Annotated in this window: 21 protein-coding genes; 14 read left to right on the forward strand and 7 right to left on the reverse strand. The window is 69.1% G+C overall.

The features are described 5' to 3' along the window. The first annotated feature begins 5 nt into the window (after positions 1-5). The 3 genes from rsmG to ACYVHQ_RS06495 all read left to right on the forward strand — a co-directional run bounded on the left by rsmG (position 6) and on the right by ACYVHQ_RS06495 (position 3,383). Positions 6-641 carry a 16S rRNA (guanine(527)-N(7))-methyltransferase RsmG gene (gene rsmG, locus ACYVHQ_RS06485; RefSeq protein ID WP_460511368.1) on the forward strand — a complete coding sequence of 212 codons (636 nt, stop codon included), beginning with the start codon at positions 6-8 and terminating at the stop codon, positions 639-641. Positions 642-1,521: 880 nt separating this feature from the next. After that, the gene (locus ACYVHQ_RS06490) at positions 1,522-2,430 is read left to right on the forward strand and encodes a ParA family protein (RefSeq protein WP_460511869.1); all 909 of its coding nucleotides are present in this window, start codon (positions 1,522-1,524) and stop codon (positions 2,428-2,430) included. Next, complete coding sequence (locus ACYVHQ_RS06495) at positions 2,430-3,383, forward strand: ParB/RepB/Spo0J family partition protein (protein ID WP_460511369.1); 954 nt, start codon at positions 2,430-2,432, stop codon at positions 3,381-3,383. The genes ACYVHQ_RS06490 and ACYVHQ_RS06495 overlap by 1 nt, the downstream gene beginning before the upstream one ends. Positions 3,384-5,969: 2,586 nt before the next feature. Here ACYVHQ_RS06495 and ACYVHQ_RS06500 read toward each other — a convergent pair. The 6 genes from ACYVHQ_RS06500 to ACYVHQ_RS06525 all read right to left on the reverse strand — a co-directional run bounded on the left by ACYVHQ_RS06500 (position 5,970) and on the right by ACYVHQ_RS06525 (position 13,951). Beyond that, the gene (locus ACYVHQ_RS06500) at positions 5,970-6,935 is read right to left on the reverse strand and encodes a D-alanine--D-alanine ligase family protein (protein WP_460511370.1); all 966 of its coding nucleotides are present in this window, start codon (positions 6,933-6,935) and stop codon (positions 5,970-5,972) included. A 60-nt stretch (positions 6,936-6,995) separates the two neighbouring features. Continuing rightward, positions 6,996-8,300 carry an aminotransferase-like domain-containing protein gene (locus ACYVHQ_RS06505; RefSeq protein WP_460511371.1) on the reverse strand — a complete coding sequence of 435 codons (1,305 nt, stop codon included), beginning with the start codon at positions 8,298-8,300 and terminating at the stop codon, positions 6,996-6,998. Between the two features lie 134 nt (positions 8,301-8,434). Next, the gene (gene trxA, locus ACYVHQ_RS06510) at positions 8,435-8,761 is read right to left on the reverse strand and encodes a thioredoxin (RefSeq protein ID WP_460511372.1); all 327 of its coding nucleotides are present in this window, start codon (positions 8,759-8,761) and stop codon (positions 8,435-8,437) included. A 113-nt stretch (positions 8,762-8,874) separates the two neighbouring features. Then, positions 8,875-9,897: a thioredoxin-disulfide reductase gene (gene trxB / locus ACYVHQ_RS06515; protein WP_460511373.1), complete on the reverse strand. Its 1,023-nt coding sequence runs from the start codon at positions 9,895-9,897 to the stop codon at positions 8,875-8,877. Between the two features lie 158 nt (positions 9,898-10,055). Beyond that, positions 10,056-11,723: a murein biosynthesis integral membrane protein MurJ gene (gene murJ / locus ACYVHQ_RS06520; protein WP_460511374.1), complete on the reverse strand. Its 1,668-nt coding sequence runs from the start codon at positions 11,721-11,723 to the stop codon at positions 10,056-10,058. After that, the gene (locus tag ACYVHQ_RS06525; protein ID WP_460511375.1) at positions 11,720-13,951 is read right to left on the reverse strand and encodes a DUF6049 family protein; all 2,232 of its coding nucleotides are present in this window, start codon (positions 13,949-13,951) and stop codon (positions 11,720-11,722) included. Before ACYVHQ_RS06525 ends, murJ begins: the two co-directional genes overlap by 4 nt. 107 nt (positions 13,952-14,058) lie before the next feature. On the opposite strand from ACYVHQ_RS06525, the gene ACYVHQ_RS06530 reads away from it, so the two are divergent. The 11 genes from ACYVHQ_RS06530 (at position 14,059) to ACYVHQ_RS06580 (ending at position 24,501) form a co-directional block, all read left to right on the forward strand. Then, entirely contained in the window at positions 14,059-15,540 is a 1,482-nt protein-coding gene (locus ACYVHQ_RS06530) for a CCA tRNA nucleotidyltransferase (RefSeq protein ID WP_460511376.1), read from the forward strand. Between the two features lie 54 nt (positions 15,541-15,594). Continuing rightward, positions 15,595-16,158 (forward strand): hypothetical protein, encoded by a 564-nt coding sequence (locus ACYVHQ_RS06535; protein ID WP_460511377.1) that lies wholly within the window; start codon positions 15,595-15,597, stop codon positions 16,156-16,158. A gap of 182 nt (positions 16,159-16,340) precedes the next feature. Beyond that, positions 16,341-16,730 (forward strand): 30S ribosomal protein S6, encoded by a 390-nt coding sequence (rpsF, locus tag ACYVHQ_RS06540; RefSeq protein ID WP_460511378.1) that lies wholly within the window; start codon positions 16,341-16,343, stop codon positions 16,728-16,730. A 3-nt stretch (positions 16,731-16,733) separates the two neighbouring features. Then, on the forward strand, positions 16,734-17,297 hold the full coding sequence (locus ACYVHQ_RS06545) for a single-stranded DNA-binding protein (RefSeq protein WP_460511379.1): 564 nt from the start codon (positions 16,734-16,736) through the stop codon (positions 17,295-17,297). A gap of 51 nt (positions 17,298-17,348) precedes the next feature. Next, a complete protein-coding gene (rpsR, locus tag ACYVHQ_RS06550; RefSeq protein WP_043595327.1) occupies positions 17,349-17,609 on the forward strand; it encodes a 30S ribosomal protein S18 in 261 nt (86 codons plus the stop codon). 14 nt (positions 17,610-17,623) lie between these two features. After that, entirely contained in the window at positions 17,624-18,076 is a 453-nt protein-coding gene (gene rplI, locus ACYVHQ_RS06555) for a 50S ribosomal protein L9 (protein ID WP_460511380.1), read from the forward strand. 785 nt (positions 18,077-18,861) lie between these two features. Beyond that, positions 18,862-20,253: a replicative DNA helicase gene (gene dnaB / locus ACYVHQ_RS06560; RefSeq protein WP_460511381.1), complete on the forward strand. Its 1,392-nt coding sequence runs from the start codon at positions 18,862-18,864 to the stop codon at positions 20,251-20,253. A gap of 722 nt (positions 20,254-20,975) precedes the next feature. After that, complete coding sequence (locus ACYVHQ_RS06565; protein ID WP_460511382.1) at positions 20,976-21,704, forward strand: hypothetical protein; 729 nt, start codon at positions 20,976-20,978, stop codon at positions 21,702-21,704. Between the two features lie 192 nt (positions 21,705-21,896). Then, on the forward strand, positions 21,897-22,325 hold the full coding sequence (locus tag ACYVHQ_RS06570) for a hypothetical protein (RefSeq protein WP_460511383.1): 429 nt from the start codon (positions 21,897-21,899) through the stop codon (positions 22,323-22,325). A 298-nt stretch (positions 22,326-22,623) separates the two neighbouring features. After that, positions 22,624-23,658: a DUF6414 family protein gene (locus ACYVHQ_RS06575; protein WP_460511384.1), complete on the forward strand. Its 1,035-nt coding sequence runs from the start codon at positions 22,624-22,626 to the stop codon at positions 23,656-23,658. A gap of 180 nt (positions 23,659-23,838) precedes the next feature. Continuing rightward, the gene (locus tag ACYVHQ_RS06580; RefSeq protein ID WP_460511385.1) at positions 23,839-24,501 is read left to right on the forward strand and encodes a PIN domain-containing protein; all 663 of its coding nucleotides are present in this window, start codon (positions 23,839-23,841) and stop codon (positions 24,499-24,501) included. Positions 24,502-24,804: 303 nt separating this feature from the next. On the opposite strand, the gene ACYVHQ_RS06585 is transcribed toward ACYVHQ_RS06580, so the two are convergent. Then, positions 24,805-25,506, reverse strand: a complete 702-nt coding sequence (locus ACYVHQ_RS06585) for a hypothetical protein (RefSeq protein ID WP_460511386.1) — start codon at positions 25,504-25,506, stop codon at positions 24,805-24,807. Positions 25,507-25,616: the final 110 nt, after the last annotated feature.

Genomic DNA, 25,616 nt, shown 5'->3' on the forward strand with positions numbered 1-25,616 from the left:
CTGCCATGACCGATCCCTCCGAGCTCGAGCCCGAGCCCGCCGTCGCCGCACGCGTGTTCGGCGATCGCCTCGACGTCGTGCGCCAGTACGCGCACGACCTCGCCGAGCACGGCGAGGAGCTCGGCCTCATCGGGCCGCTCGAGCTGCCCCGCCTGTGGACGCGGCACATCGTCAACTGCGGTCTGCTCGCGCCGTTGCTCGTCGCCGGGCGCGTGGGCGACATCGGTTCGGGAGCCGGACTGCCCGGGTTGGTGCTGGCTGCTGCTCGCCCCGACTCGACGCTCGTGCTCATCGAACCGATGGAGCGGCGGACCGACTGGCTCCGCGCCGAGACCGAACGCCTCGGCCTGACCAACGTCGAGGTCGTCCGTGGTCGCGCCGAAGAGGTCGAGCTCGACGGCTGGCTGGACCAGGCGACGGCGCGGGCCGTGACGGCACTGTCGAAGCTGATCCCGCTGACGGCGCCGCTCGTGCGCACAGGCGGACAACTGGTGTTCCTCAAGGGCGCGCGCGTGGACGACGAGGTCACGGCCGCCCGCAAGGTCATCGCGCGGCACCATCTCGTCGACGTCGAGACGCTCGAGCTGGGTGCCGACCTCGGCGTCGAGACGACGAGGGTCTTCCGCGCGACGCTCGACTGAGCGCGAGCGCTCCCCGGCAGGAGGGCCGCCCGCGTCGGGCGCGCCCCGGCCCGTCGCGAGGTTCCTCCGTCCGTGTCGCCCTCCTCGGGCCCGGCCTGTGGACAACGTGTGGAGTGCGTTTCTGCACCCCTCTCTGATCAGGGGTTTCCGGGTTCTTCCACGTGTGGACAACCTGGGGGAGAACGATGCTCTGGCGCCTTGCTGACGAGTGCGCGGACGCCGATCGGCGGTCTCGGTGCGCGCGTGTCGAACGACAAGGTCGGCCGTTCGGTTCCGCGGGGTGGTCGGGCTCCTGCCCCGGCGCGAGCAGCAGGGGGCCGGAGGCGGAGCACGATGCACCGGGCCTCGCTCGCGCCGGGTCGGACTCCGCCACGAGTGTCCTGGCACGTCGTGCTGGTCGCTGGTGACGACGCCGTGCGACGCGCAGTGCGCTGCCGAGCGGGCATCGGACATCGAGCAGTGCCGGCAGGGCCCTGCGGGGTGCGGGGTGTGGAGCACGGCGTACGGCGTACGGCGTCCGGGTCAGGGGGCGTGTGACGCGGTTCGTCGTCCGGTGCCGCCCCGAGCTCGACCCCGAGACGCAGGTGGGCGGGCAGGGCGCGGCACGGGGCTCGCGTGCAGGGTGACGAGCGTGGTGCGACGTCCTCAGCGCGTCGAACGAGTCCAGAGTCCCGCCGGCCCCGGCGCGGTTCGGGGTGGGCGCAGGAGCGGCGTCTGCTCCTCCCCAGTACGGGGCATCGATGGTCAGTGCCCTGCACGGCCTCGCCTCGGTGTCCCGCGGGCACCGACTTGTTAGAGTTGCGGAGTCGTATCGGCGCCGCGGTGACCGGGCGTCTGAGCATCGACCGTTTCACGTGAAACACAGCGATCTGGAGACCAGCTGGTGAGTGCATCATCCACGGAGTACGACAACAGCACTCCCCTGGCCCGCGAGATCGCCGACCTGCAGCGCCGCCGCCAGGCGCTCTCCACTGAGCCGCTCCCCGCCCCTGCGGAGACCCGCATCATCACGGTCTCGAACCAGAAGGGTGGCGTGGGCAAGACCACGACCACGGTGAACCTGTCCGCCGCCCTGGCGCGCAGCGGTGCACGAGTCCTCGTCATCGACCTCGACCCTCAGGGCAACGCGTCCACGGCACTCGGAGTCGAGCACCGTGCCGAGACGCCGAGTGTCTACGACGTCGTGGTCGGCGACGGCAAGGTCGAGGACGCCGTCCAGCAGTCACCCGAGTTCCCCACCCTCTTCTGCATTCCTGCGACGATTCACCTCGCAGGTGCGGAGATCGAGCTCGTCTCCCTCGTGGCTCGCGAGCAGCGGCTCCGCAGTGCCCTCTCCGAGTACCTGGAGGAGACGGAGAAGGCTGGCGACCGATACGACTACGTCTTCATCGACTGCCCACCCTCGCTGGGGCTCCTCACGATCAACGCGTTCGTCGCGGCCCACGAGGTGCTCATCCCGATCCAGTGCGAGTACTACGCCCTCGAGGGTCTGAGCCAGCTGCTGAGGAACATCCAGCTCATCGAGAAGCACCTCAATCCGTCGCTCCGGGTCTCGAGCATCCTCCTGACCATGTACGACGGCCGGACCAACCTCGCGCAGCAGGTGGCCGCAGACGTCCGCGAGCACTTCCCGAACGAGGCCATGCAGACACTGATCCCACGGTCCGTCCGCATCAGCGAGGCCCCCGGTTACGGGCAGACCGTCATCAGTTACGACACCAACTCCCCCGGTTCCATCTCGTACCTCGAGGCGGCCGCCGAACTAGCACGTCGAGGAGCACCCCAGTAGTGGCCACCAAGAGAACCGGACTCGGACGCGGCATCGGCGCGCTCATCCCCGTCGGTGACGAGAACCAGGACCGCCCCGTCGACGTCTTCTTCCCCTCCGGGCAGCAGACGGCCGAAGACCTCGTGGCCGTGCCCGGTGCGCGACTGGCGGGACTGAACCCACTCGACATCGTCCCCAACGCTCAGCAGCCGAGGACGGAGTTCCGCCAGGAGGAGCTGCAAGAGCTCATGGCCTCCATCCGTGAGGTCGGCGTGCTGCAGCCCGTCGTCGTCAGGCCGCTCACGGGCGCCAAGAAGACCGGTCCGCAGTACGAGCTGATCATGGGTGAGCGGCGACTCCGCGCGACGAAGGAGCTCGGTCTCGCGACGATCCCCGCGATCGTCCGAGACACCTCCGACGAGGCCATGTTGCGGGACGCGCTCCTCGAGAACCTGCACCGCGCAGAGCTGAACCCTCTCGAAGAAGCCTCCGCGTATCAGCAACTCCTCTCCGATTTCGGCATCACCCAGGAGGAGCTGTCCGTCAGGATCGGTCGTAGCCGGCCGCAGATCTCCAACACGCTGCGCCTCCTCCGACTGCCCTCGAGCGTGCAGAAGCGGGTCGCTGCAGGGGTGCTGTCCGCTGGTCACGCTCGTGCCATCCTCTCGACGGGCACGGCCACCCTCATGGAACGTCTCGCGGAGAAGATCGTCAACGAGGACCTCTCGGTCAGGGCCGCTGAGGCGGCCGCGGCGAGCATGAGCGCCAAGCCCAGGACCACACGGCAGACCGGGGCCAGGAGCGAGCAGCAGGCCCACCTCAACAGCATCGCGGAGCACCTCGGTGACCGCTTCGAGACGCGCGTGAAGGTGAGCATGGGGAGCAGCAAGGGCTCCATCACCATCGACTTCGCGACGATGACCGATCTCAACCGGATCCTTGCCGAGCTCGGCGAAGAAGGCGCTCTGAGCTGAACCGTTCCACGTGGAACGGGCGTGGGACATCGCCTGGGCGCAGTAGTGCCCCGCGGCACGGGCTACGAGAGCGTAGGGGTGTCCGATGCCTCTCGCTCTACGTGGCGTCGGGCGGTGCACCTCCGACGTATGGTGCGAGCTGCCAGGACCGCCGCCTCTACGGGTGTCTCTCCGACAGCAGCGGCGGATTCGCTCTGAGCCGTGCGCGCAGGCGGTCGTCACGGGCACGACGGCCATCCCCGAGCGGTGGGCAGAGATCATCGAAAGATGCCCTCATCAGCACGGACGGTGACCTGCGTGCTACCGGAAGCCGCGCGGGGGTGGACGGACGCGTCACGGACCAGCTGCGGGACCGTGGCGCCCATCGGTCACGTGACCCTCCTCTGGCGGTCGTGCACCGCGTTCCCCAAACCTGGACCGACGTCATGATCAGGCCCTCAGCGTCGGCGTGGCGGTCCCTCACGGTCAGCCTGCAATCGGGTCCGCCTCCGGACGGCGGACTGCCGGGCTGCCTCCGGGCGGCGAGCGGCCGGGCGGCCTCCGGGCGGCCTGCATCGCCCCTGGATGACACCCCGCTCGTCACATGACCAGCTGCGGTGGCGTCTCGCACGGACCGACCAGCGGGTCGCACGCTCCCCCAGGCCCCCAGGCGGCCAGGCGGCCAGGCGGCCAGGCGGCCATGCGGAACGGACTGAGAACCCAGAGTCCGGTCGTCCGGCAGGCAGGTAGGTAGGCTCGCGACGTCATGGAGGGAGCACGCCGTGCCACGCCACCCTGTGCGGCGCGGAAGACGTCGTAGCTGCGGGCGTTCTTGGGACCGTCCTCGACGGAGGGCCCGGTCCACTCCGAGCTGACACCCTCCGTAGGGATCACCAAGCGCCTTCCTCCGGGCCCGGCTCGCTGCCAACGACCCTTCCCTTCCGGCGAGGTGACTGCATCCACCTCGCGAAAGAGCAGGGGGGGACGAACGAGAATGGCTGATGAGACTTCTCATGGGTCATCTGCGGGGCGTACTCGATGAGCGGTGGGATTCGATGGCCCTGTTGATCGTGGCGCACGGTCAGGTGTGTCATCGCCCGGTCCGGGTCGGCCGACCCAGCCGACGGAGGTGTGCCCCGCTCTCGTCCTGCATCGCGGGCGTTTCACGTGAAACGGTGCGAGCGACCCATCCCGCCGCTGCGCCGTAGCGAGGCGTTTCACGTGAAACATAGCCACCGGCACCAGGGCCCTGACTGTCGTAGCCGGTCGGCAGGAGACGCCTCCATCGCAGAGACCCTGCCCAGGGCGCCACACCTGCCGGGGCGGACCTGAAGCGCGCTCCGGCTATCGACGAGGTACGGCCAGCAGTCGCAGTAGCCGCAGCATGTGCAGTGGTCGCAGTGGTCGCAGCAGTCGTCGCGGTCGCAATAGTCGCAGTGGTCGCAGCATTCGAAGTAGTCGCAGTAGTCGCAGTAGTCGCAGTAGTCGCAGCGATCGCACCGATCGCAGCGGTCGCAGTGGTCCCAGCGGTCGCAGCGGCCCAGCGGCCCAGCGGCCCAGCGGCCCAGCGGCCCAGCGGGCAAGCGGTCCAGCAGACGTCACTGGGAGTGCCTCGTGGGATCGAGCGGGGCCACAGGTCGAACGTACGTTACAGGCGATCGGCGTGGCTGCAGCCTCCCTACTTGGTCAGGACCTTTCTTCTGTGGAGGAGGTCGAGCGAGGACCCTTGCGAGATCGTTCTTCGTTTCACGTGAAACATGGCGAGAGAAGCGATGCGCGAGAGGTGATGCGTGTCGACCACGTGGCGGACTTGTCTCCCCCCTTTTGGTGCGGGCTTCCGTCGGCGCGAGCCTCAGGCGTGCACGAGAGACACAGTGTTGGTCCGCGGGTGCATCGACCACCATCGGTTGCCCAGTTCAGCTCGGGGCCGCAGATGCTGCGCTCGCGTTCTCCCGGAGACCTGCTCCCGTGCATCGAGCGTGCACATTGCGGCTCGACGCCGAGCGATGGACCGGTACACGGACCGACCCCTGATCGACGACAACGTGGACGCTCGTCGAGGGGTGAACGCGGAGCCCACGAGATCCCGCCCTGGACTTGGACCTCACGCTCCCCTTCCAGGCGGGCACGTGACGTCGTCCGGGCGAGTGCTACCAGACCTGTCAGATGGCGTCGTCCCCCCGAGTTGAGCGCGGGGCAGTTCTCGAAGCCGGTGGAGTCCCGGTCAGTCGTGGCCGTCAGCGTAGAGAGGCGACGAGTCCGGACGGTGGCGTGTCAGTGCGCGCCGACCAGGCAGTTCGCGACGGTGGTCCTCCAGGGGAGAGGCACAGATGTTCCCCGCCTCCCCCGGTTCCACGGCTCGCCCGGTTCGCTGGCTCGCCCGGTTCCCCGGCTCGCCCGGTTCCTCCGGACCCTCGGCTCCCCGTGGGCACCCACGGGACCGAGCGAACCGGTCAGGTACCGCGCGGCGGCCCGGGATGGGACCGCGCGAGGAATGAGCCGTTCACCAGGGCATCTGTGCACTCGCGTGTTGGAGCACTGACAGGTCAACGTCGACGTTTCACGTGAAACGCCTACTCACCCGCCACCTCGCTGAGGGATCGATCGTCACTCCGAGGCGTGGTCCCGCACGGCCTTCTCGGCCAGGGCGGCGTAGACCATGCCCAGCTCGTAGCCGGCGGCGTCGAGGGCCATGGGTACCAGGGACGTCTCGGTCAGCCCCGGCAGGACGTTCACCTCGAGGAACCAGGCCGTCCCGGCCGCATCGATGATGAGGTCGACGCGCGAGAGGTGACGCAGCCCCAGGGTCTCGTGCGCGACGACGGCCGCCCGCGCCGCGGCCTGCGAGGCGTCGCCGTCGAGCCGCGCGGGCGTGTAGAAGGTGGTCTCACCGGCGTTGTACCGGGCCTCGAAGCCGTAGACGCCGTGACGTGGCACGATCTCGACAGCAGGGAGGGCCAGGGGGCCGTCCCCCGTGTCGATGACGCCGACGGCGACCTCGGTGCCCACGATCTTCTGCTCGACCAGCACGTCGTCGCAGTACGTGTAGGCGTCGACCATGGCGCGCGGCAGTGCTCCCGCGTCGTCGACGACGGTCACGCCCTGCGCCGATCCCCCGCGCGCAGGCTTCACGACCAGGGGCACCGGGTGCTCCTCGGTGAGTGCCGCCAGCACGCTCGCGGCCCCGAGCTCACGGAAGGCGTCGTGCGACAGCGTGATGCTCCGCGGTGTGCGGACGCCGGCACGGCGGACGAGCTCCTTGGCGGTGGGCTTGTCCCAGGCGAGGCGGGCCGCCGAGGCGGTCGAGCCGACGTAGGGGACGTCGAGCGCCTCGAGCAGTCCCCGCAGCGCGCCGTCCTCGCCGCTGGCACCGTGGAGGGCCGGCCAGACGACGTCGGGGCGGGACTCCGCGAGGTGTCCGAGCAGGGACGCGTCGGGGTCGCGCAGCTCGGCGGTGAGGCCGTTGGCGTGCAGGCTGTCGAGGACGCGCCTGCCGGACCGCAGCGACACGTCGCGTTCGTGGCTGATGCCTCCTGCCAGGACGGTGACGGTGCGCAGGGTGGAGCTGTTCACGGAGGGATCTCCCGTTCTCGCCGGACGACGCGCACCATGGCCCGTCAAGGAAAATGCTGATCAAAGGGTGTTGGAGGGTGGGGTGGAGACGCCCTGCCGGCTCGGTGAGCGGTGCTCGAGGCCGGCGCCGGAGAAGGTCCGCAGCAGGTCGAGCTCGCCGTTGACGACGGTCGCGAGGCGGGCCACGCCCGTGCGGATGGACTCCGGCGTCGGGTAGCAGAACGACAAGCGGATGTTCTGCCGCCCTCCCCCGTCGGCGAAGAAGGCCGTCCCGGGCGTGTACGCGACGAGCTCCTTCACGGCACGGGGCAGCATCGCCTTCGAGTCGAGCTCGTCGGGCAGCGACAGCCAGACGAAGAACCCTCCGTCGGGCTTCGTCCACGACAGCGAGGGGAGGTACTCCCCCAGCGCCGAGAGCATCCCGTCGCGCCGGACGCGGTAGAGGTCGCGGAACGTGTCGATCTGGCCGCGCCAGTCGGCCTGGTCGAGGTACTCGGTGATGACGAACTGCCCGAACGAGTTCGGAGCCAGGGTCGCGGACTCGTTCGCGAGGATGAGCTTCTCGCGGATCGCGTGGGGGGCCAGCGCCCAGCCGACGCGGAACCCCGGCGCGAGCGTCTTGGAGAAGGACCCGAGGTAGATGACGCCCTCGTCGTCGATGGAGCGCATGGCGTGCGGCGCCGGCTCGTCGAACGACAGGAGGCCGTAGGGGTTGTCCTCGAGGACGAGGATCCCCTCGCTGCGGCAGATCTCGAGGATCTCGACGCGACGCGCCCAGGTGAGCGTCACGCCCGCCGGGTTGTGGAAGTTCGGGATCGTGTAGAGGAACTTGATGCGACCGCCCCGTGCCCGCACCCGCGCGATGGTCTCGCGCAGGGCCTCCGGCACCAGGCCGTCGTCGTCCATCGCGACGTGCTGCACGTCGGCCTGGTAGGCCTTGAAGACGCCGAGGGCGCCCACGTAGCTGGGCGACTCGGCGAGCACGACGTCGCCCGGATCGACGAAGAGCCGCGTGACGAGGTCGAGGGCTTGCTGCGACCCGGTGGTGACGACGACGTCGTCGGCGCTGCCGCGGATGCCCTCCATCGCCATGACCTGCATGATGTGCTCGCGGATGGCGGGGGTGCCCTGGCCCGAGCCGTACTGCAGGGCCATGGCGGCGTTGCTCGAGAGCACCCGGTCGATGGAGCCCGAGAGCAGCTCGGGCGGGAGCGCCGAGACGAAGGGCATGCCGCCGGCCAACGAGACCACCTCGGGACGGGAGGCGACGGCGAACAGGGCTCGGACCTCGGAGGCGCTCAGGCCGGCCGTGCGCTCGGCGTAGGAGTCGTACCACGGGTCGAGGTTGGTGCCCTGTTCGGTCATGTGCGTCCCTGTCCTGTCGAGTGGGGGTGCAGCCCAGGATAAGCCCGGAGCCCGCGGAGGTGGTCAGGACGCCGGAGAGCCCGCCCAGCGGGTGCTGGACGGGCTCACGGGGTGGTGCTGGGGGTCCGGCCGGATCAGGCCAGGAACTCCGCGAGGTCGGCCTCGAGGGCCGGCTTGGGCTTGGCGCCGATGACGGTCTTGACGACCTCGCCGCCGCGGTAGACCTTCATCGCCGGGATCGACGTGATCTGGTACTTCATCGCGGTCTGGGGGTTGTCGTCGACGTTGAGCTTGACGATCTCGATCTTGTCGGCGTGCTCGCTGGCGATCTGGTCGAGGATCGGCGAGACGGCGCGGCAGGGGCCGCACCACTCCGCCCAGAAGTCGACGAGGATCGTCTTGTCCGAGGTGAGGACGTCGGCCTCGAAGGACGCGTCGGTGACTGCCTTGGTGGTGCTCATGGTGGTTCCTCTCGGTGGAGCTGCGGGGCGCCGTGCGGCGCCGGGATCGTGACGTGGGCACGTCGTGACGACGGGGTCGACGTGACGTGGGGCACGTCGTGACGGAGGGCCCGTCAGGCGGTGACGGTCTCCTCCACGGTGAGCTCGTCGGCGACCGACTCGGCCGTGTCGAGGCCCTCGGCCGCGCCGGGGGTGTGGTCGGCCAGCCAGTGCTGGTCGAGCGCGGCGAGGAAGTGCTCGGCGTCGAGGGCCGCCACGACGCCCGAGCCGGCCGCGGTGGCCGCCTGGCGGTACGTGGGGTCGATGACGTCGCCGGCGGCGAACACGCCGCGGAGGTTGGTCCGCGAGCTGCGCCCCTCGACCGCGATGGTGCCGTCGGTCGTGAGGTCGAGCTGACCGTGCACGAGGTGCACGCGGGGGTCGTTGCCGATGGCGATGAAGAGCCCGTCGAGCGGGAGGTCGCTCGTGGTGCCGTCGACCGTGTCGGTCAGCTGCACGCCGGTGGCCTTCTCGTCGCCGAGGATCGCCGTGACCTGCTTGTCGTACAGGAACTCGATCTTCTCGTTGGCGAGGGCCCGCTCCTGCATGATCTTGGAGGCGCGCAGCGTCTTCGAGCGGTGGATCACGTAGACCTTCGACGCGAAGCGCGTGAGGAAGGTCGCCTCCTCCATCGCCGAGTCGCCGCCGCCGACGACCGCGATCGTGCGCTCCTTGAAGAAGAAGCCGTCGCAGGTGGCGCACCAGCTGACGCCGCGGCCGCTGAGGCGCTCCTCGTCGGGCAGGCCGAGCTTGCGGTACGCCGAGCCCGTGGCGAAGATCACCGTCACGGCCTCCTCGACGGAGCCGTCGCCCAGCGTGACGCGCTTGACGTCGCCCGTCAGGTCGACGCTCTCGACGTCGTCGAGGCGCACCTCGGCACCGAACTTCTCGGCCTGCTCCTGGAGCTTGTACATGAGGTCGGGCCCCATGATGCCCTCGGGGAAGCCCGGGAAGTTCTCGACCTCGGTGGTCTTCATGAGCTCGCCGCCCGCCTCGACCGAGCTCGCCACGATGAGCGGCTCGAGCCCGGCTCGTGCGGCGTAGATGCCGGCGGTGTAGCCCGCCGGGCCGGAGCCGACGATGATGATCTGGCGCATGGGCACCTTCCCTCGGAAGTCTTCGTGATCGCGTTGCCGATCGATGGAACGCACTGTAGCGGCCAGATGTTCCCGGGTGCTGACGGGCTGCCAGGGAGCGTCCAGGCGGGGCGCTCCTCCTGCCCGCCACGCGGCGCGGCCGGACGGTGCAGGAGCGGTCAGCGGCGACGCAGGCGCGCCACGAGCGGCCCCAGTCGCGAGGTCAGCGGGCCCGTCACCGCGGCCAGCTCGGGCAGGCGCGCGGCCCCCAGGACGCCGAAGTAGACGACGGCCATCGCGCCGCCCGCGACGCCGACCGTGAGCACGCCCTGCAGGCGCCCCGACTGCGCGAAGCCGTCGGGCGAGAACGAGCCCATGCCCAGCGCCACGAGGAGCCCGACGACCGCCGAGAGCAGCGCCACGAGCACGAAGACCAGGTAGCGGCGGACCACGAGCGTGGCGTCCATGCCGCCGAGGCGCTCGCGCACGAGCACGAGGGCGACGAGCGCCTGCGTCGACCCGGCGACGGTCGTCGTGATCGCGATCGCGACGCCGATGCGCTCAGGAGGCACGACCGCGGCCGCGAGGAGCGCCCCGGCCACGAAGACCAGGGACTGCAGCAGCTGCATGAAGAACGGCGTCCGCTGGTCGTGCAGGGCGTAGAAGACGCGCTGCACGACGAACAGGAGGCTGAACAGGACGAGCCCGGGCATGTAGGCGAGGATCACGTGCGCCATGGCCGCGGCGCCCGCGAAGGTCCCCTCGAAGAAGCGCGCGAACGGGTAGGCGACGACGCACATGGCGACGGCCGCGAAGACGATGAACAGGCCGATGGTGCGCAGCGAGCTCGACAGGTCGGCGCGCACGGCGCCGAGGTCGCCCCGCTCCGCGTGGCCGCTCATGCGCGTGAAGTAGGCCGTCGCGATCGACACGGCGATGATGCCGTGCGGCAGCATGAAGAGCAGCCAGGCGTTGGCGAGGGTCGCGCTGGCGGCCCCCACGTCGGAGCCCAGCGAGGCCACGCGGCTCTGCACGACGCCCGCCAGCTGGGTGATGAGCACCATGCCGAAGAGCCAGCCGGCGGCCTTGCCGGTCGCGCCGAGGCCCACGCCGCGCCAGCGGAAGTCGGGCCGGAAGGTCAGCCCGGCCCGGCGCCAGAATGCCACCAGGAACACCGCCTGCGCGATCACGCCGAGGGTCGCGGTGCCCGCGATCACCGTGGTGCGGCCGAGGCCCCAGACGTCGACGGACGAGTTCTCGCCCGCTCCCCCGAAGGCCAGCATGAAGACCGCGAGGCCCGCGAGGCCGACGACGTTGTTGACGACGGGCGCCCACGTGAACGGGCCGAACACCTGTCGGGCGTTGAGCACCTCGCTGAGCAGCGAGTACATGGCGTAGAAGAAGATCTGCGGAAGGCACCAGAACGCGAAGGCCGTCGCCAGGTCCAGCTGGTCCGGCACGAAGCCGGTGCCGCCGTCGTCGGCGCTCTGCACGTACACCCGCACGAGCACGGGAGCGAGCAGCGTGGCGAGGAACGTCACCGCGGCGAAGAGCACCGTGCCGAGCGTGACGATCTTGTTGATGAAGCGCTGGCCACCGTCGTCGTGCGCGGCCGCCCGCACGATCTGCGGCACGAGCACGGCGCTGAGCAGGCCGCCCGCGATGAGCGCGTAGACGTTGTTGGGCAGCTGGTTCGCGGTCGCGAACGCGTCGGCCGCGCGGCTGCCGGTCTGGCCGATGGCGGCGGCGAGCACGGCGGTCTTCAGGAAGCCCAGCACGCGCGACACCATGGTGCCGGAGGCCAGGAGGACGCTCGCCCTGCCCAGCCCGCCCTTCGGGCCGCTCACGCGGTGCGCCCCGCCGTGCCGGAGCCGGCCCGGTCGGCACCGGACGGGTCCGTGCCGTCGGTCCCCGCGGCCCGCGCGCGGCGCCGCTTGAGCACGCTGCGGAGGATCCCGCCGCCGAAGAGGAGCACGACGAGCCCGCCGAGGGTCCACGTGATCGCGGTCTCCCACCCGGCCTGCACGGTGATGGCGACGGAGGCGGGCACCCCGACGGGGGCCCCGGTCTGGCTGGCGAGGGTCATGTTGACGACGACGGGTCCGTTCGCGATGGAGGTGACCGGCACCATGACGCGGCCCTGCGACCGCGCCTGCACCGTGACCGGGATGGAGCTCTCCTCGACGGAGAGGAACGAGTTCGAGGGCACCACGGTGAGGTAGACGGTGGCGGGCGAGTCGGTCTCGTTCTGCACGTAGACGGGCAGCGACGACCGGTCGCCGAGGATCGCGACGTCGCTGCCCTCGACCACCGCGACGCTCGAGGTGATCTGGGCCGCGCGGGCCTCTTGCGCGTCGACCTCGCCGGCGAAGCCGTCGACGTTGGCGGTCCAGGAGGGGGCCGCCAGGGCGAGCGTGCGCAGGCGCAGGGCGGCCGTGGCCACGGCGGGGTCCTCGAGCACCGTCGAGAAGTCGACGACGGAACGGTCGGCCGCCACGAGCTCGCGCAGCGCGTCGACCCGCGCGTCGGGCTCGGGCCGGTCGACGACGGTCGTCTCGGTCGCGGGGGCGGCGAGGGCGTCGGCGAGGGTGGCCGTGGCCGACCAGGGCTGGGCCTCGAGCGCGTCGAGGGCGGGCCCGAGCCGGTCGGCGGAGGTGTCCCACTCGCGGTCGAGCGTGACGAGCAGGGTGCGGCGGTCGCTGGGGCGCTCGTGCGTGATGGTGGCGAGGGTCGCCGAGAGCCGGGCCGAGGCGCTGTCGAGCGCGAGGTCGTCGCGGGCGCCCGCCGCCTCGTCGAGCAGCTCGGAGAGCGCCCCGTCGGCGACGAGCGCGGTCGACCCGTCGATCGTGGCGTGCGCGTTCTCGGTCGGGCCCTCGGGGGCCGCCACGTTGTCGCTCGAGAGGATCGTGCCCTCGTAGCCGCCGGTCGCGAAGGTCGCCAGGTCGGCGGCGACGACGGTGTCGTCGACGGGCCAGGCGAGCCGCGGCAGGTCGGTGGGCACCGAGGTGAGCGACTCGAGGGTGGGCAGCGGCGGTGCGGTGGACGGGGCGGGCGTGGGCTCCGTGCCGGGGTCGGACGAGCCTCCTGGGTCGCTGCTCGAGGGCTCGGTGTCGGCCGAGGGCGTCATCGTCGCGGTGGGCGGCGCGGTGGCCGTGCCGTCGAAGCGGGACGCGTCGACGAGGTGCTCGAACGAGGTCGGCCCGAGGACGGGGCTGCCGGCCTGGCTCAGGCCCGCGAGGTCGGCGTCGGCGTACGAGAGGGCGAAGAGCTCGTTGTCGGCGGAGGTGAGCGCGTCGAGCCAGGCGACCGCCGAGTCGGGGGCCTCGGAGCCCAGGAGGCGGATGCTGGCCGGGATCATCGGGTCGACCGCGATCGCGACCGGCTGGTCGAGCAGCGGCCGCAGCTGGCGGGTGAGGGTGCCCCGCGGCGACGTGTAGGCGGCGAGGGCCGCGGCGTCGAGCACGCCCGTCGTCGACTCGGGCGTCGTGATCGGGGCGGCCAGGGCGACGCGCGTGGGGGTGAAGTCCTGGGCGGGGTACCAGGTGACGCTGTTGCGGGCCTGCGCCTGCTCGGAGCCGGCGACGAGCCAGCGGGCCCCGAGGGCGCGCGCTCCCCAGTCGCGCCCGGCCAGGGCGACCCGGGACTCGGGCACCGTGACGGGGTCGAGCTCGACGCGCTCGCCCGCCGCGACGGCCGGCACGTCGACGCTCGCGACGAGCGACCCCAGGTAGTCGGAGCCGCTCGGGTCGTCGGGGTGCAGCCAGCCGTCGACGTCCGCGGCCGTCTCGAAGGCCGGCCGGTCGAGGAACAGCCGCAGGGTGCCGGCGGGGAGGTCCTCGTCGGTGTCGTTGGAGACCGCCAGGCGCACCTCGAGGTCGTCGCCCGGCGCGAGCACGCCACCGGCGGCGGGCGCCACGGTGATCGACGCGGCACCGGCGTCGGCCGCGGACCCGGCGCTCGCGCTGGTGCTCGGCGTGGGGCTCGGCGCCGCGGTCGCCGGAGCGGTCGGCACGGCCAGGCCCACGGCGACGAGGGTCGACGCGGCGACGGCGAGGAGGGCGGATGCAGGCTTCATGGGCGGTGGTGCCGCGCGGCTCGGTCGAGCCCGGGGCAGTGCGAGTCTAGGCAACGGCGACCTGGGCGCCCGGGCCGACCTGCTGCGACGTGGCAAGCTGGTGCGTCATGGACGACGTCTCCTCGGCCCTGCAGCGACTGGAACGTCTCGCCGGCTCCCCCCGCATCGAGCGCCTCGCGACCGCCTTCGCCGCGGCCGGTCACGAGCTCGCCCTCGTCGGCGGCCCCGTGCGCGACGCGTTCCTCGGTCGCCCCGTCAACGACCTCGACCTCACGACGAGCGCCGACCCCGACGCGATCCTCGCGATCGTCACGCCGATCGCCGAGGCCACGTGGGACGTGGGCAGGAGGTTCGGCACGATCGCGGCGCGCATCGACGGCGAGGACGTGGAGATCACCACGTACCGCAGCGACGTCTACGACGGTGAGACCCGCAAGCCCGTCGTCGAGTTCGGCGACACCCTCGAGGACGACCTCGTGCGGCGCGACTTCACCGTCAACGCGATGGCCCTGCGCCTGCCGGAGCGCGTGCTCGTCGACCCCTCGGGCGGCGTGGAGGACCTGCTCGCCCGCCGCCTGCGGACTCCCGGCGCGGCCGTCGACTCGTTCCGCGACGACCCGCTGCGCATGATGCGCGCCGCCCGCTTCACGGCGCAGCTCGGCTTCACGGTGTCGGGCGAGGTGCACGAGGCGATGACCGAGCGCGCCGGCACCCTCGAGATCGTGAGCGTCGAGCGCGTCGCCGACGAGCTCTCGAAGCTGCTGCGCACCCCCGCCCCGACCGAGGGCGTGCGGCTGCTCGTCGAGACCGGCCTGGCCGAGCGGGTGCTGCCCGAGCTGCCCGCCATGCAGCTCGAGGTCGACGAGCACCACCACCACAAGGACGTCTACGAGCACAGCCTCACGGTGCTCGAGCAGGCCATCGACCACGAGCGCGAGCGCCACCCCGACGCGGCGCCCGACCTCACGCTGCGCCTCGCCGCGCTGCTGCACGACTGCGGCAAGCCGGCCACGCGCCGCCTCGAGCCCGGCGGGGTCGTGACGTTCCACCACCACGACGTGGTCGGCGCGAAGCTCGCCCGCAAGCGGCTCAAGGCCCTCCGCTTCGACAACGACACCATCTCGGCGGTGTCGCGCCTCATCGAGCTGCACCTGCGCTTCTTCGGCTACACCGAGGGCGCGTGGACCGACTCGGCCGTGCGGCGCTACGTGCGCGACGCGGGCGACCAGCTCGAGCGCCTGCACGTCCTCACCCGGGCCGACGTGACCACCCGCAACCGCCGCAAGGCCGACCGGCTGGCCTTCGCCTACGACGACCTCGAGCAGCGCATCGCCGAGCTCCGCGAGCAGGAGGAGCTGGACTCCCTCCGCCCGGACCTCGACGGCGTGCAGATCCAGGCCGTGCTCGGCATCGGGCCCAGTCGCGAGGTCGGCGAGGCGTACCGGTTCCTGCTCGAGCTGCGCACCGAGGAGGGGCCGCTCGGCGAGGACGAGGCGACCCGGCGGCTCCTGGCCTGGTGGGCCGGGCGGGGTGCGGGCGACGGTGCGGCGCAGGCCCCGGCCGCGGAGGGCGGGGCGACCGCCTCGTAGGCCGGATCGCGCACCGGGGCGGCGCTCGGGCCTCCTGACGCGTATCTTCGCGGCGTGCCCCGCAGACTCGTCACCCTCGCCGCCGCCGCGCTCGGCCTCGCCCTCGTCGGCGGTGCCGCCGCCACGGGCGCCGGTGCGGCAGGAGGGGCGGACCGGTCCCCCAGGACGGCCCCGATCACCGTCGCCGTCTGGAACGACACCGCACGGGCCGGTTACGCCATGTCGCTCACGCAGCTCGAGGAGATGGACCCCGACCTCGACGTGGAGGTGACGGTGCTCCCCCGCGAGGACCGCGACGACGTGCTCGCACAGGGGTTCGTCGACGGGACGGCGCCCGACGTCTTCTGGCTCGACGCCCGCTCGATCCGGGCCCACGCCGAGGCCGGCCACCTCGTCGACGTCGACGCCGCGCTCGGCTCCCGCTCGCGCAGCGCCTGGTCCCCCGCGCTCGTCAGCCGCTTCTCGAGCGACGGCACCCTCTGGGGCGTGCCGCAGCACGCGACCGACGTCGCCCTCGTCGGCAACGCCTCCAGCGAGCGGCGCGAGGCCGTCGCCCGCGTGCTCGCCTGGGCCGGCTCGGTCGACGGGCAGGCGCACCTCGGGCACCCCGCCGGCTGAGCGGCTCCCCCGCTGGCGGCGCCGCCGCGTCGGTGGCGTGACGTCGCCCGCCTTGTCCTCCGAGCCTCCTGCCGGTACGCTCTGAAGGTTGCGTGTGCCCGGAGACGGGTGCACCACAGCATGCACACCCTCCTGTCGCGGAGATACCGCGACCGTTCGAGTCCGAAGGAGGTGGGTCACCCATGCACCAGTACGAACTGATGGTCATCCTCGACCCGGGTATCGACGAGCGCACGGTCGCTCCGAGCCTGGACAAGTTCCTCAACGTCATCCGCAACGATGGCGGCACCGTCGACAACGTCGACATCTGGGGCCGTCGTCGCCTGGCCTACGAGATCAAGAAGCAGACCGAGGGCATCTACGCCGTCGTCGCGCTCACGGCCAACGCCTCCGCCACGGTCGAGCTCGACCGCCAGCTGGGCCTGTCCGAGGCCGTGCTCCGCACGAAGGTCCTCCGCGCGGAGGAGGCCATCGCGATGGTCGCCACCGCCAAGAAGACCGCCGACGAGAAGGCCGCCCGCAAGGCTGCCGCTGCTCCGAAGGCCGACGCCGCTCCGAAGGCTGCCGAGTAACCGATGGCAGGCGAGACCGTCATCACAGTGGTGGGCAACCTCACGAGTGACCCCGAGCTGCGCTACACGCAGAACGGGCTCGCGGTCGCGAACTTCACCATCGCGTCGACCCCCCGCACGTACGACCGCCAGTCGAACGAGTGGAAGGACGGCGAGGCGCTCTTCCTCCGCGCCAGCGTGTGGCGGGAGTTCGCCGAGCACGTGGCCTCCAGCCTCACCAAGGGCAGCCGCGTCGTCGCACAGGGCCGGCTCCGCCAGCGCAACTACGACGACCGCGACGGGCAGAAGCGCACCAGCATCGAGCTGGAGGTCGACGAGATCGGCCCCTCGCTCCGGTACGCGACCGCCCAGGTGACCCGCGCCTCCTCGTCCCGCGACGGCGGTGGCTCCTTCGGGGGCGACCGTGGCGGTCAGCAGGGCCAGGTCGGCGGCGGTCAGCAGCAGTCCGGAGGCGGCCAGAAGGCCGCGGAGCCCTGGGGCCAGCCCGCCGGCGGAGGGTCCTCCTCCTCGTCCGGCGACGTCTGGAACACCCCCGGCGGCACCTACAACGACGAGACGCCCTTCTAGGCCTCCGTCGCACCTCACATCTTCTTCATCTGAACTCGAAAGCAGAAAACAATGGCTGGAAAGAGCAGCGGCGACCGCCGCAAGCCGCTCCGCGGGAAGGGCGGCAAGAACGCCGCCCCCGCGAAGTCGATCCGCGTCGGCGTCATCGACTACAAGGACGTCGCGACCCTTCGCAAGTTCATCTCGGAGCGCGGCAAGATCCGTGCCCGTCGCATCACCGGCGTCTCCGTCCAGGAGCAGCGCCTCATCGCCCGTGCCGTGAAGAACGCCCGCGAGATGGCGCTCCTCCCCTACGCCGGCTCCGGCCGCTGAGAAAGGGGTAGAGCATGTCGAAGGTCATCCTCACCCACGAAGTCACGGGTCTCGGCTCTGCCGGCGACGTCGTCGACGTCAAGAACGGCTACGCCCGCAACTACCTCGTGCCCCAGGGCTACGCGGTCGGCTGGAGCCGTGGCGGCGAGAAGCAGGTCGAGCAGATCCGTGCCGCTCGTGCCGCTCGCGAGCTCGCCACCATCGAAGAGGCGAAGGACATGAAGGCTCGCCTCGAGGCGAACCCCATCACCCTGCGCGTCAAGACCGGTGCCGACGGCCGCCTGTTCGGCTCCGTCCGTCCCGGCGACGTCGCCGACGCGGTGAGCGCCCAGGGCGTCGCCACGATCGACAAGCGCAAGGTCGAGATCACGTCGGCGATCAAGGTCGTCGGTCAGCACGAGGCGACGCTGCGCCTCCGCGAGGACGTCGTCGCGACGATCGTCCTGAACGTGGTCACCGCGAAGTAGCACTGTCTGCGCGCCTCGTGCGCGCTGTGCGTCGCACGTCTCACGCCGAGAGCGGCGGGTCCCCCCCGGGGGTCCGCCGCTCTCGGCGTTCGTGCGCGTGGGGGTGGTGGCTGCCATCGAGGTGACCCGTTCTGCTGCCTCCGGGGGAGCGAGGTCGCAGGTCGGGTCACCTCGATGCGCGGGGGAGGCGTGTGCGCGAGTGGGGTGGGGCGGTGTGACCCGTTCTGCTGCCTCCGGGGGAGCGAGGTCGCAGGTCGGGTCACCTCGGTGGGGCAGGAGGCGTGGGCGGGCCTCCTGAGGGCGTGACGGGCCTCCTGCGCGCGGGTGGACGGGTGGGGTCCGGGAGGACTCGTCCGGGTGACGCGAGCCTGGGAGCGCTCCCAGGCACTACTGGCCCGCAACAGTCGCTGTCAACTACGGATGTGGAGAAACGGGCCTCGAGGGCAACCTTCAGCCGCCCGTTGAGACCTTTTTGTGCACACAGGGTGGGGACACGAAAAACCCAGATCAAGGCGGGGGAGCGGGGCCGAAATACTTCTCTGTCCACAGGCCAGTCCACAGTTGTCAACAACACCGCCCCGCGTTTCCCACGGATTCTCCCCAGAGTTATCCACAGGTTGATTTGCTGTGGAGAACGAGGTGTCCCTACGGTGTACCAGCGTCTCTCGGGAGCGCTCGACACGGGCCCGCTCGCAGTGTCGGAGGGTCCCCGTAGAACGGTCCCAGACCCCCGCCGCAGCTCTGCTCGCGGCCCCGCCACTCGTGCCACCCAGGAGGCCCCCACCGTGTCGATCGCCCAGCTCGGTCTCGCGTCGGACCAGTCCCGCGACAGGTCGCACTCGCAGCAGCAGGGCATGCCGATGGACCGGGTGCCCCCGCACGACCTGCTGGCCGAGCAGAGCACGATCGGCGGCATGCTCCTCTCGAAGGACGCCGTCGCCGACGTCATCGAGACCGTGCGCGGCATGGACTTCTACCTGCCCAAGCACGAGGTCATCTTCGACGCCGTCATGGGCCTGTACTCGCACGGCGAGCCGACCGACGTGATCGCGGTGAGCGACGAGCTCACGAAGTCGGGGGAGCTGTCGCGCGCCGGCGGCATCGAGTACCTGCACACGCTCACGAGCCTCGTGCCGACCGCGGCGAACGCGGGCTACTACGCGTCGATCGTCGCCGAGAAGGCCGTGCTGCGTCGTCTGGTCGAGGCGGGGACCCGCATCGTGCAGATGGGCTACGCGAGCGAGGGCGAGGTCATCGACCTGGTCAACAACGCGCAGGCCGAGGTCTACAACGTGGCCGGGGGAGTGCAGACCGAGGACTACGTCCCGCTGACGGACGCCGTGACCGCGGCCATCGACGAGATCGAGGCGGCCAAGGGCCGTGACGGTCAGATGACCGGTGTGCCGACGGGCTTCTCGCAGCTCGACGCGCTGACGAACGGGTTGCACCCGGGGCAGCTCATCATCGTGGCGGCTCGACCGGCGCTCGGCAAGTCGACGCTGGCGCTCGACCTGGCGCGGGCGGCGTCGATCGGCAACGGCATGCCCAGCGTCTTCTTCTCGCTCGAGATGGGGCGCAGCGAGATCGCGATGCGCCTGATGTCGGCGGAGTCGAGCATCCCGCTGCAGAGCATGCGCAAGGGGACGATCCACCAGGAGGACTGGAACAAGATCGCCCAGGTGCGCGGCCGCATCAACGACGCGCCCCTGTTCATCGACGACTCGCCCAACATGACGCTGGTCGAGATCCGCGCCAAGTGCCGGCGCCTGAAGCAGCAGCACGGGCTGCGCCTCATCGTCATCGACTACCTGCAGCTGATGACGAGCGGAAAGCGCGTCGAGAGCCGTCAGCAGGAGGTCTCGGAGTTCTCGCGTGCGCTCAAGCTCATGGCGAAGGAGCTGCAGGTGCCCGTGATCGCGCTGTCGCAGCTGAACCGTGGTCCGGAGCAGCGTGCCGACAAGAAGCCCGCGATCAGCGACCTGCGTGAGTCGGGTTCGCTGGAGCAGGACGCCGACATGGTGATCCTGCTGCACCGCGAGTCCGCCTACGAGAAGGACAACCCGCGCCAGGGCGAGGCCGACTTCATCGTCGCCAAGCACCGCAACGGCCCCACGGACACGATCACCGTGGCGTTCCACGGCATGTTCTCGCGGTTCGTGGACATGCCGAACCAGTAGGGGTTGTTCTCGTCCGCGAGTTAGTTTGTCGAACTGCTGGCTAGTTCGTCGCTTCCTGTCGTCCGCCAGCTAACTTGTCCGACTGCCACTCAACGTGTCTGAAATATGGTCAGGGACACGATGTTTGGCAGCAGAGACGGGTCCCGTTGACCAGGGGTCGGCTAAGTCTTCGTACAAGGGGAGGTGTCCGTATGGCGTGCGTGAATTGGCATAATTCGCGGACCACCTATGTGAGACGGAGTTCGCCCCGGAGCAGGGCTATAGGAGTCCGGGGCCATCCGTAAGCACCCGGGGGTCCACTGGAGGACTGGCTAACAGACACACACGTCGCAGCTACAGAGGTCCACGGGTCCGCCGCGCAGCGCCGACGCGATCCCTCTCGCCACTGAGCGGAACCGCGCTCCCGGCGCAGCTCTGGCACAGCGAGCGACAGCCCGGGTTGGTCCATACCCTTTCGGGTGGGCGCCCGCAGTGTCGGACGCTGTGGCTACGCTTCAGTAGTGAACATTTATCGGCCATGCGTGTTCTGCGGACTTACCGACTCACCGCTGACAAAGGAACACGTGTATCCGCGAAGTTGGGCAAGCCTGTTCCCGAGGAGCGGGACCGGTCCTGTAAATGTCTTTCAAACGACACCGAACGGTCACATTGCGCGCCGAGGGGCTAATCATCAGTTTGATGAGCAGGTTCGGGATGTCTGCGCTACCTGTAACAACGGTTGGATGGCGGAGCTAGATGAAACCGCCAAAGCGATGGTTGTTGCGCTTGGACAGATGACCACGTCAAGGATCGATGCCTCCGACGCCGCGACGTTTCGAAGCTGGGCTACAAAGATCGCCCTGGTAAGGACTCTGCAGGATAAAGCCCACGCGCAGCAGGCACACGAAGACCGCTTCCACGACTTCTACCGGCATCGACAGCCGTTCGGTCCACTAGTCGTTCAGGCGGCGCGGTGCGAGATGCCGCACGGGGATAACAATACGTCGTGGGTGATGCCGGGAGCCAATAGCGCAACCAGCAACACAGTCACGGTGACGCTCGGTCGGCTATTGTTCCAAGTTGGCATCTTCGCTCCTGGGGACGAAATCTATGGGCCGCTGACCCGTATGCAACTCGCGGCGGTTCGGAACCTGACGAAGGGGAAGGTTCGGTTGGTTCGCGACAACCGAAGTTTCGAGCTCGGAGACGAGGTCACCGAGACGGAGATGATGCTGGTTCGTGAGCCCGCGGCGTTGATCGGTGCTGGCCCGGCGGCCGAGAACACGATCAACCGCATTCCCATCAAGCAATCTAGGGGCTGCAGCTTCGGCAACCCCTATGGAGTTCCGAATATATTCGGGTCCGCGGTCACGGTAGCGCGCGCGGTGCAGGTAGCCATCGACATGATGGACGAATCGATCGAAGTGATTGGCGCCTACCGGAGAAACGTATACGGAAATGTCCGGATTTGATTCCTTGTCCTCTCGGGAGCGGACGACGACGACGCCGCATCGATCGCGTGGACAAAGCGATTTGACGCGCCCATCTACAGAATTCGCGCAGACGGCTCCCTAGTCTCCGACGACGGTTTCCACGAAAACATCACGGTCGGCGACGTCGCGCGTTCCGCAGGTGAGTTCGGCAACGGTACGAATGATTGCCTGGTGCTGGTCGCTCCGATGGGCCTCGGAGATGCCAGCGTCTACCACGACGTGGTGACCTTCCTACTCGATCATTGGTTGGAGTACGCGCTGGCAGGCTGGAGTGGGTTCAAGGCGGTACGCCGCGCGGTGCTACGACGAGGAGTGGTCCGTGCGGCACGCCGGACCGCGCGCGCGATGTTGCGCGCCGGCGTTGCTCAGCCGTGGCAGCTCCGGACCTTCACCGACACGAAGAGCGAATGGGAGCTGCCCCGATTCGCGAAGTTGATGCAGATCTCGGAGGCTGACACGGCTCGTCTTCTGCAGAGCCTGGGCTTCGAGCCACGCGGAGGCCGTGGCACCGGCGTTGTTTGGGAACGGAGTGAATCCCGTAGAGCCACTCGGGCTCGCCGGCGCTGGATACGCGACGAATCGCGCATCACCGATAGCTGAGAGCCCGGCGGGTTAGAGACGTCTGACGTAAGTGAACAGCGCCTTCGTCTGCCGGTATCGGCCTGCCGTTTCATGCTGAAGCGATCCCTCCAAGCGGGTGGCCGGTCATCGCTCGCGATTGAGACGGTCAACTGCCGGTAATACGACTGGAGGTTCGCTTGCGACCGTTCCTGAGCGAGTGCGTGGCCTACTCGGGCCCGTCCGCCGATCAGACCGATGCCGCAGTCGGGGTCCTGGGTGTCGAGCGAGTCCTAGGTGCGTCGGGTCGGTTCCCACTACGCGCGAGCATCATCGATGTATGAATCCCGATAACGCTGTCTACGAAACCTCGTCAGAGCACAGCCCGGCCACGACGCCGATCGCTACGATCTATCAGAACTCGGACCAGATCGCGGGCATCCTCCAGCAGATATTCCGCCAGCCACTCATCACTGACGAGACCCGCGATACTTCAGCTGACACCGGATCCGACATCGGCGCCGATGCCTCAGCAAGCGGAGACGCAGCGGGGAAGGCACGTATCCCGTTCGTTGGAGGCGCCGAGCTCGGTCTGCAAGGACAGGCCGGTTTGAAGACCAGTTGGACCCAGAACACCGGGACGGCATCTCGGCAGCAGTTCGTGTACTCCCAGGCGTACTACCTCCATCTTGTCCGGGAGCATCTTGCCCAGAAGGGCCTCCTCGCGAAGCTCACGACGGCGGACGGAGCAGCTGCGCTGCAGCCCGGCGCTTTTGTCGAGTACACGACGTCATTCGATCCGGTTGAGCTGACTCTTGCGCTGGACGTCATCTCGCCCGAACTAGTCGACGCCGTCGCCCGTTATCTGGTGCGACGCGACTACCTCTCGTCATTCCCAGTGGACGGAGGACACGAGGCTCGTGTCCAGCACGCCGAGAAGATGGACATTGAGTCGAGCGCGAAAGGCGAGCTCGCGAGAGCCATTACGGAAGCGGTCAAGGCCGACACGCGCCAGGCGACGACGATCGAGTACTACGGGCGCGTCGCGAGCGGTCCCCCATTGACCGCGATCACGGTCTGTGAGCGAACGCACTTCATCATCGAGGATCCGGACCGGCTCCTCGATGGGACGTTCACCGTCCTCGGGAAGGTCATTGCCCCGGTCGCGACCGACGTTCCGACCTTCGGCCGGAACAAGCTGCTGCGGAACCTCGCACCGAGCGCGCTCGACGCCGGCATCGAGCGCCTCCACGAGCTCCTTGAAAACGCGCCCGAAGTCGGCGGCGCTTCCCCCTCCGACTACGTGGACCTCAAGCTTGATTCCCGTGTGCGAGGAGCGTCACTGCGAGTCATACCCCTCGCCATCTTCTCGTAAGCTCCAGGCCTGACTCCAAGTAGGCCCCGAAAGGGCGTTTGCGGAGGCGGGCTCAGGGCGAAGGGCCCCGATTCCGCCGCTGACTGGACGGCAGCGCGATTCGGGTTGTAAGCTGCCAACCTAACTCCCCACCGTCCTCCGGGACTGGTGGGGCTTTTTCATATCCGGGGGCTTCCAACCATGCTGCGAACCACGGTCATCATCGACTACCAGAACGTCCACCTCGTGGGCCGAGCCGTGTTTGAAGCTTCGAAGGCGCCTCACGAGTGTCTGGTCCACCCGCTGCACTTCGCGAACCAGATCATCCATGCACGCAACGCCAACCAACGCGATGGAGAATCGAAGGCGGTGCTCACGCAGGTCTTGGTCTACCGAGGTCTCCCCAGCGCGGTCCATGACCCCGAGGCCTACGCCCGGAACATGGCACAGCAGACCGAGTGGGAGAAGGACCCACGTGTCAAGGTGAAGATGCGGCCGCTGACGTACGACTACCAGCGAGACGCTGACGGCCGGAAGGCGACTGACGCCACGGGGAACGAAATCACTACCGGCAAACGGGAGAAGGGCATCGACGTGCTCTGTGCCCTTGCGATGGTGCGTGAAGCCCGCGAACCTGACGTCGATGTAGTCCTGCTCGCCTCCCAGGACAGCGATCTCAGGCCGGCCATCGACGAAGCCTTGGACTTGAACACGGTGAAGGTCGAGACTGCCTCCTGGTACTCGGCGAAGGCGTACCACCGCAGCCGTGAGATTCGACCTACCGACAAGAACCGGCGCATCTGGAACACGCGCCTCAACGCACAGGCGTTCGCCGCGGCAAGAGACCAGCAGCAGTACCTGTAGCCGGTTCCTGCCGGCGGGGCTCGGCCTGCACTGTCGGGGCGACCATGATCGTGGGCACGACCACGCTGAGGACGCCCTCGTTGATCGCCGCGGTGATGTCTGCCCAAGCTGACCCGTTCAACTCGGCGTTGGGCACGACGATGTTCGCGTCGAGGGTCAAAATCGTCGGTTCTGCTTCCTGCGGGTCCCCGCGGGTGCTTCTGGTCTTACTAGTGCTCAGCGGCGCCTCGGAGCGGCTTTCAGCGTCGTAGCTGCGCGCCCAAGCGCTGGGCGCATGAGTGCGCCAGTAGAGGAGCTTGCGCCCTACCCGTCAGTGGTCAACGGAGCCCGAGTAGTCTCAGAGGTGACAGTGAAGTACTTAGTGCCCTTGGTCTTGCCTTCAGTGCGAAGTCCATTGTTGACCAGCGGTTTGACAACCAGCTGAGCTAGTGGCTTGGTCACTCCGAGCAGCGTAGCGACGTCCTCAATCTTGAGGCCGTCTTCAGTGCTGAGCAGCGTCAGGGCTTGCCGCCGCAGTTCATCCAGCTGATTTTCCGCGTCATGAGTGGTTGGCACCGGCATCTCTTGAGCTAACAGCTTCGCCAACCCCTCCCCCAATGTGTGGAAAGATGAGTATTGAATGCGGTCAATCCCGCGGAGGTCGGTGGGCACTTCGTTTTCGTTGGTTTTGCTCGGATCGAAGGCGATGTAAGCACGCTCGGCTGCTCCGAAGGCGAGGCCCAGCTCAAGGGTGACGTTGGGGTTCCACCCCGAAATGTCGTAGATGCCAAACTCGGACTGCTCGATGTAGTTGCGAATCTTGTCGAGAACAGTCAAGGAGCTAATCTGCTCGTCCGCGAAGATGAACTTGACATTGAAGGCCTTAGCCAGGTCCTGGTATACCTTCCGGTAATCCTCTTTCGCGTAGATGCGGTAGGGGTAAGCGACAAAGATTTGACGCCTCTTCTTTTTCGGAAGGTTGGCGGCGTTGAGTGGGCCTGCAGTTGAGGGAGCGTCAAGAGTCATGGGCATCAGAATAGGTGCACGCGTGCGGCCGCGTCTCGGCCCCCGTAAGGGAGTCAGTGGGCCACCCGGGTCGGACTATAGGAAACCCTATTCGTAGCGGCCGCATCGGC

It is taken from the genome of Frigoribacterium salinisoli, from assembly GCF_054781095.1.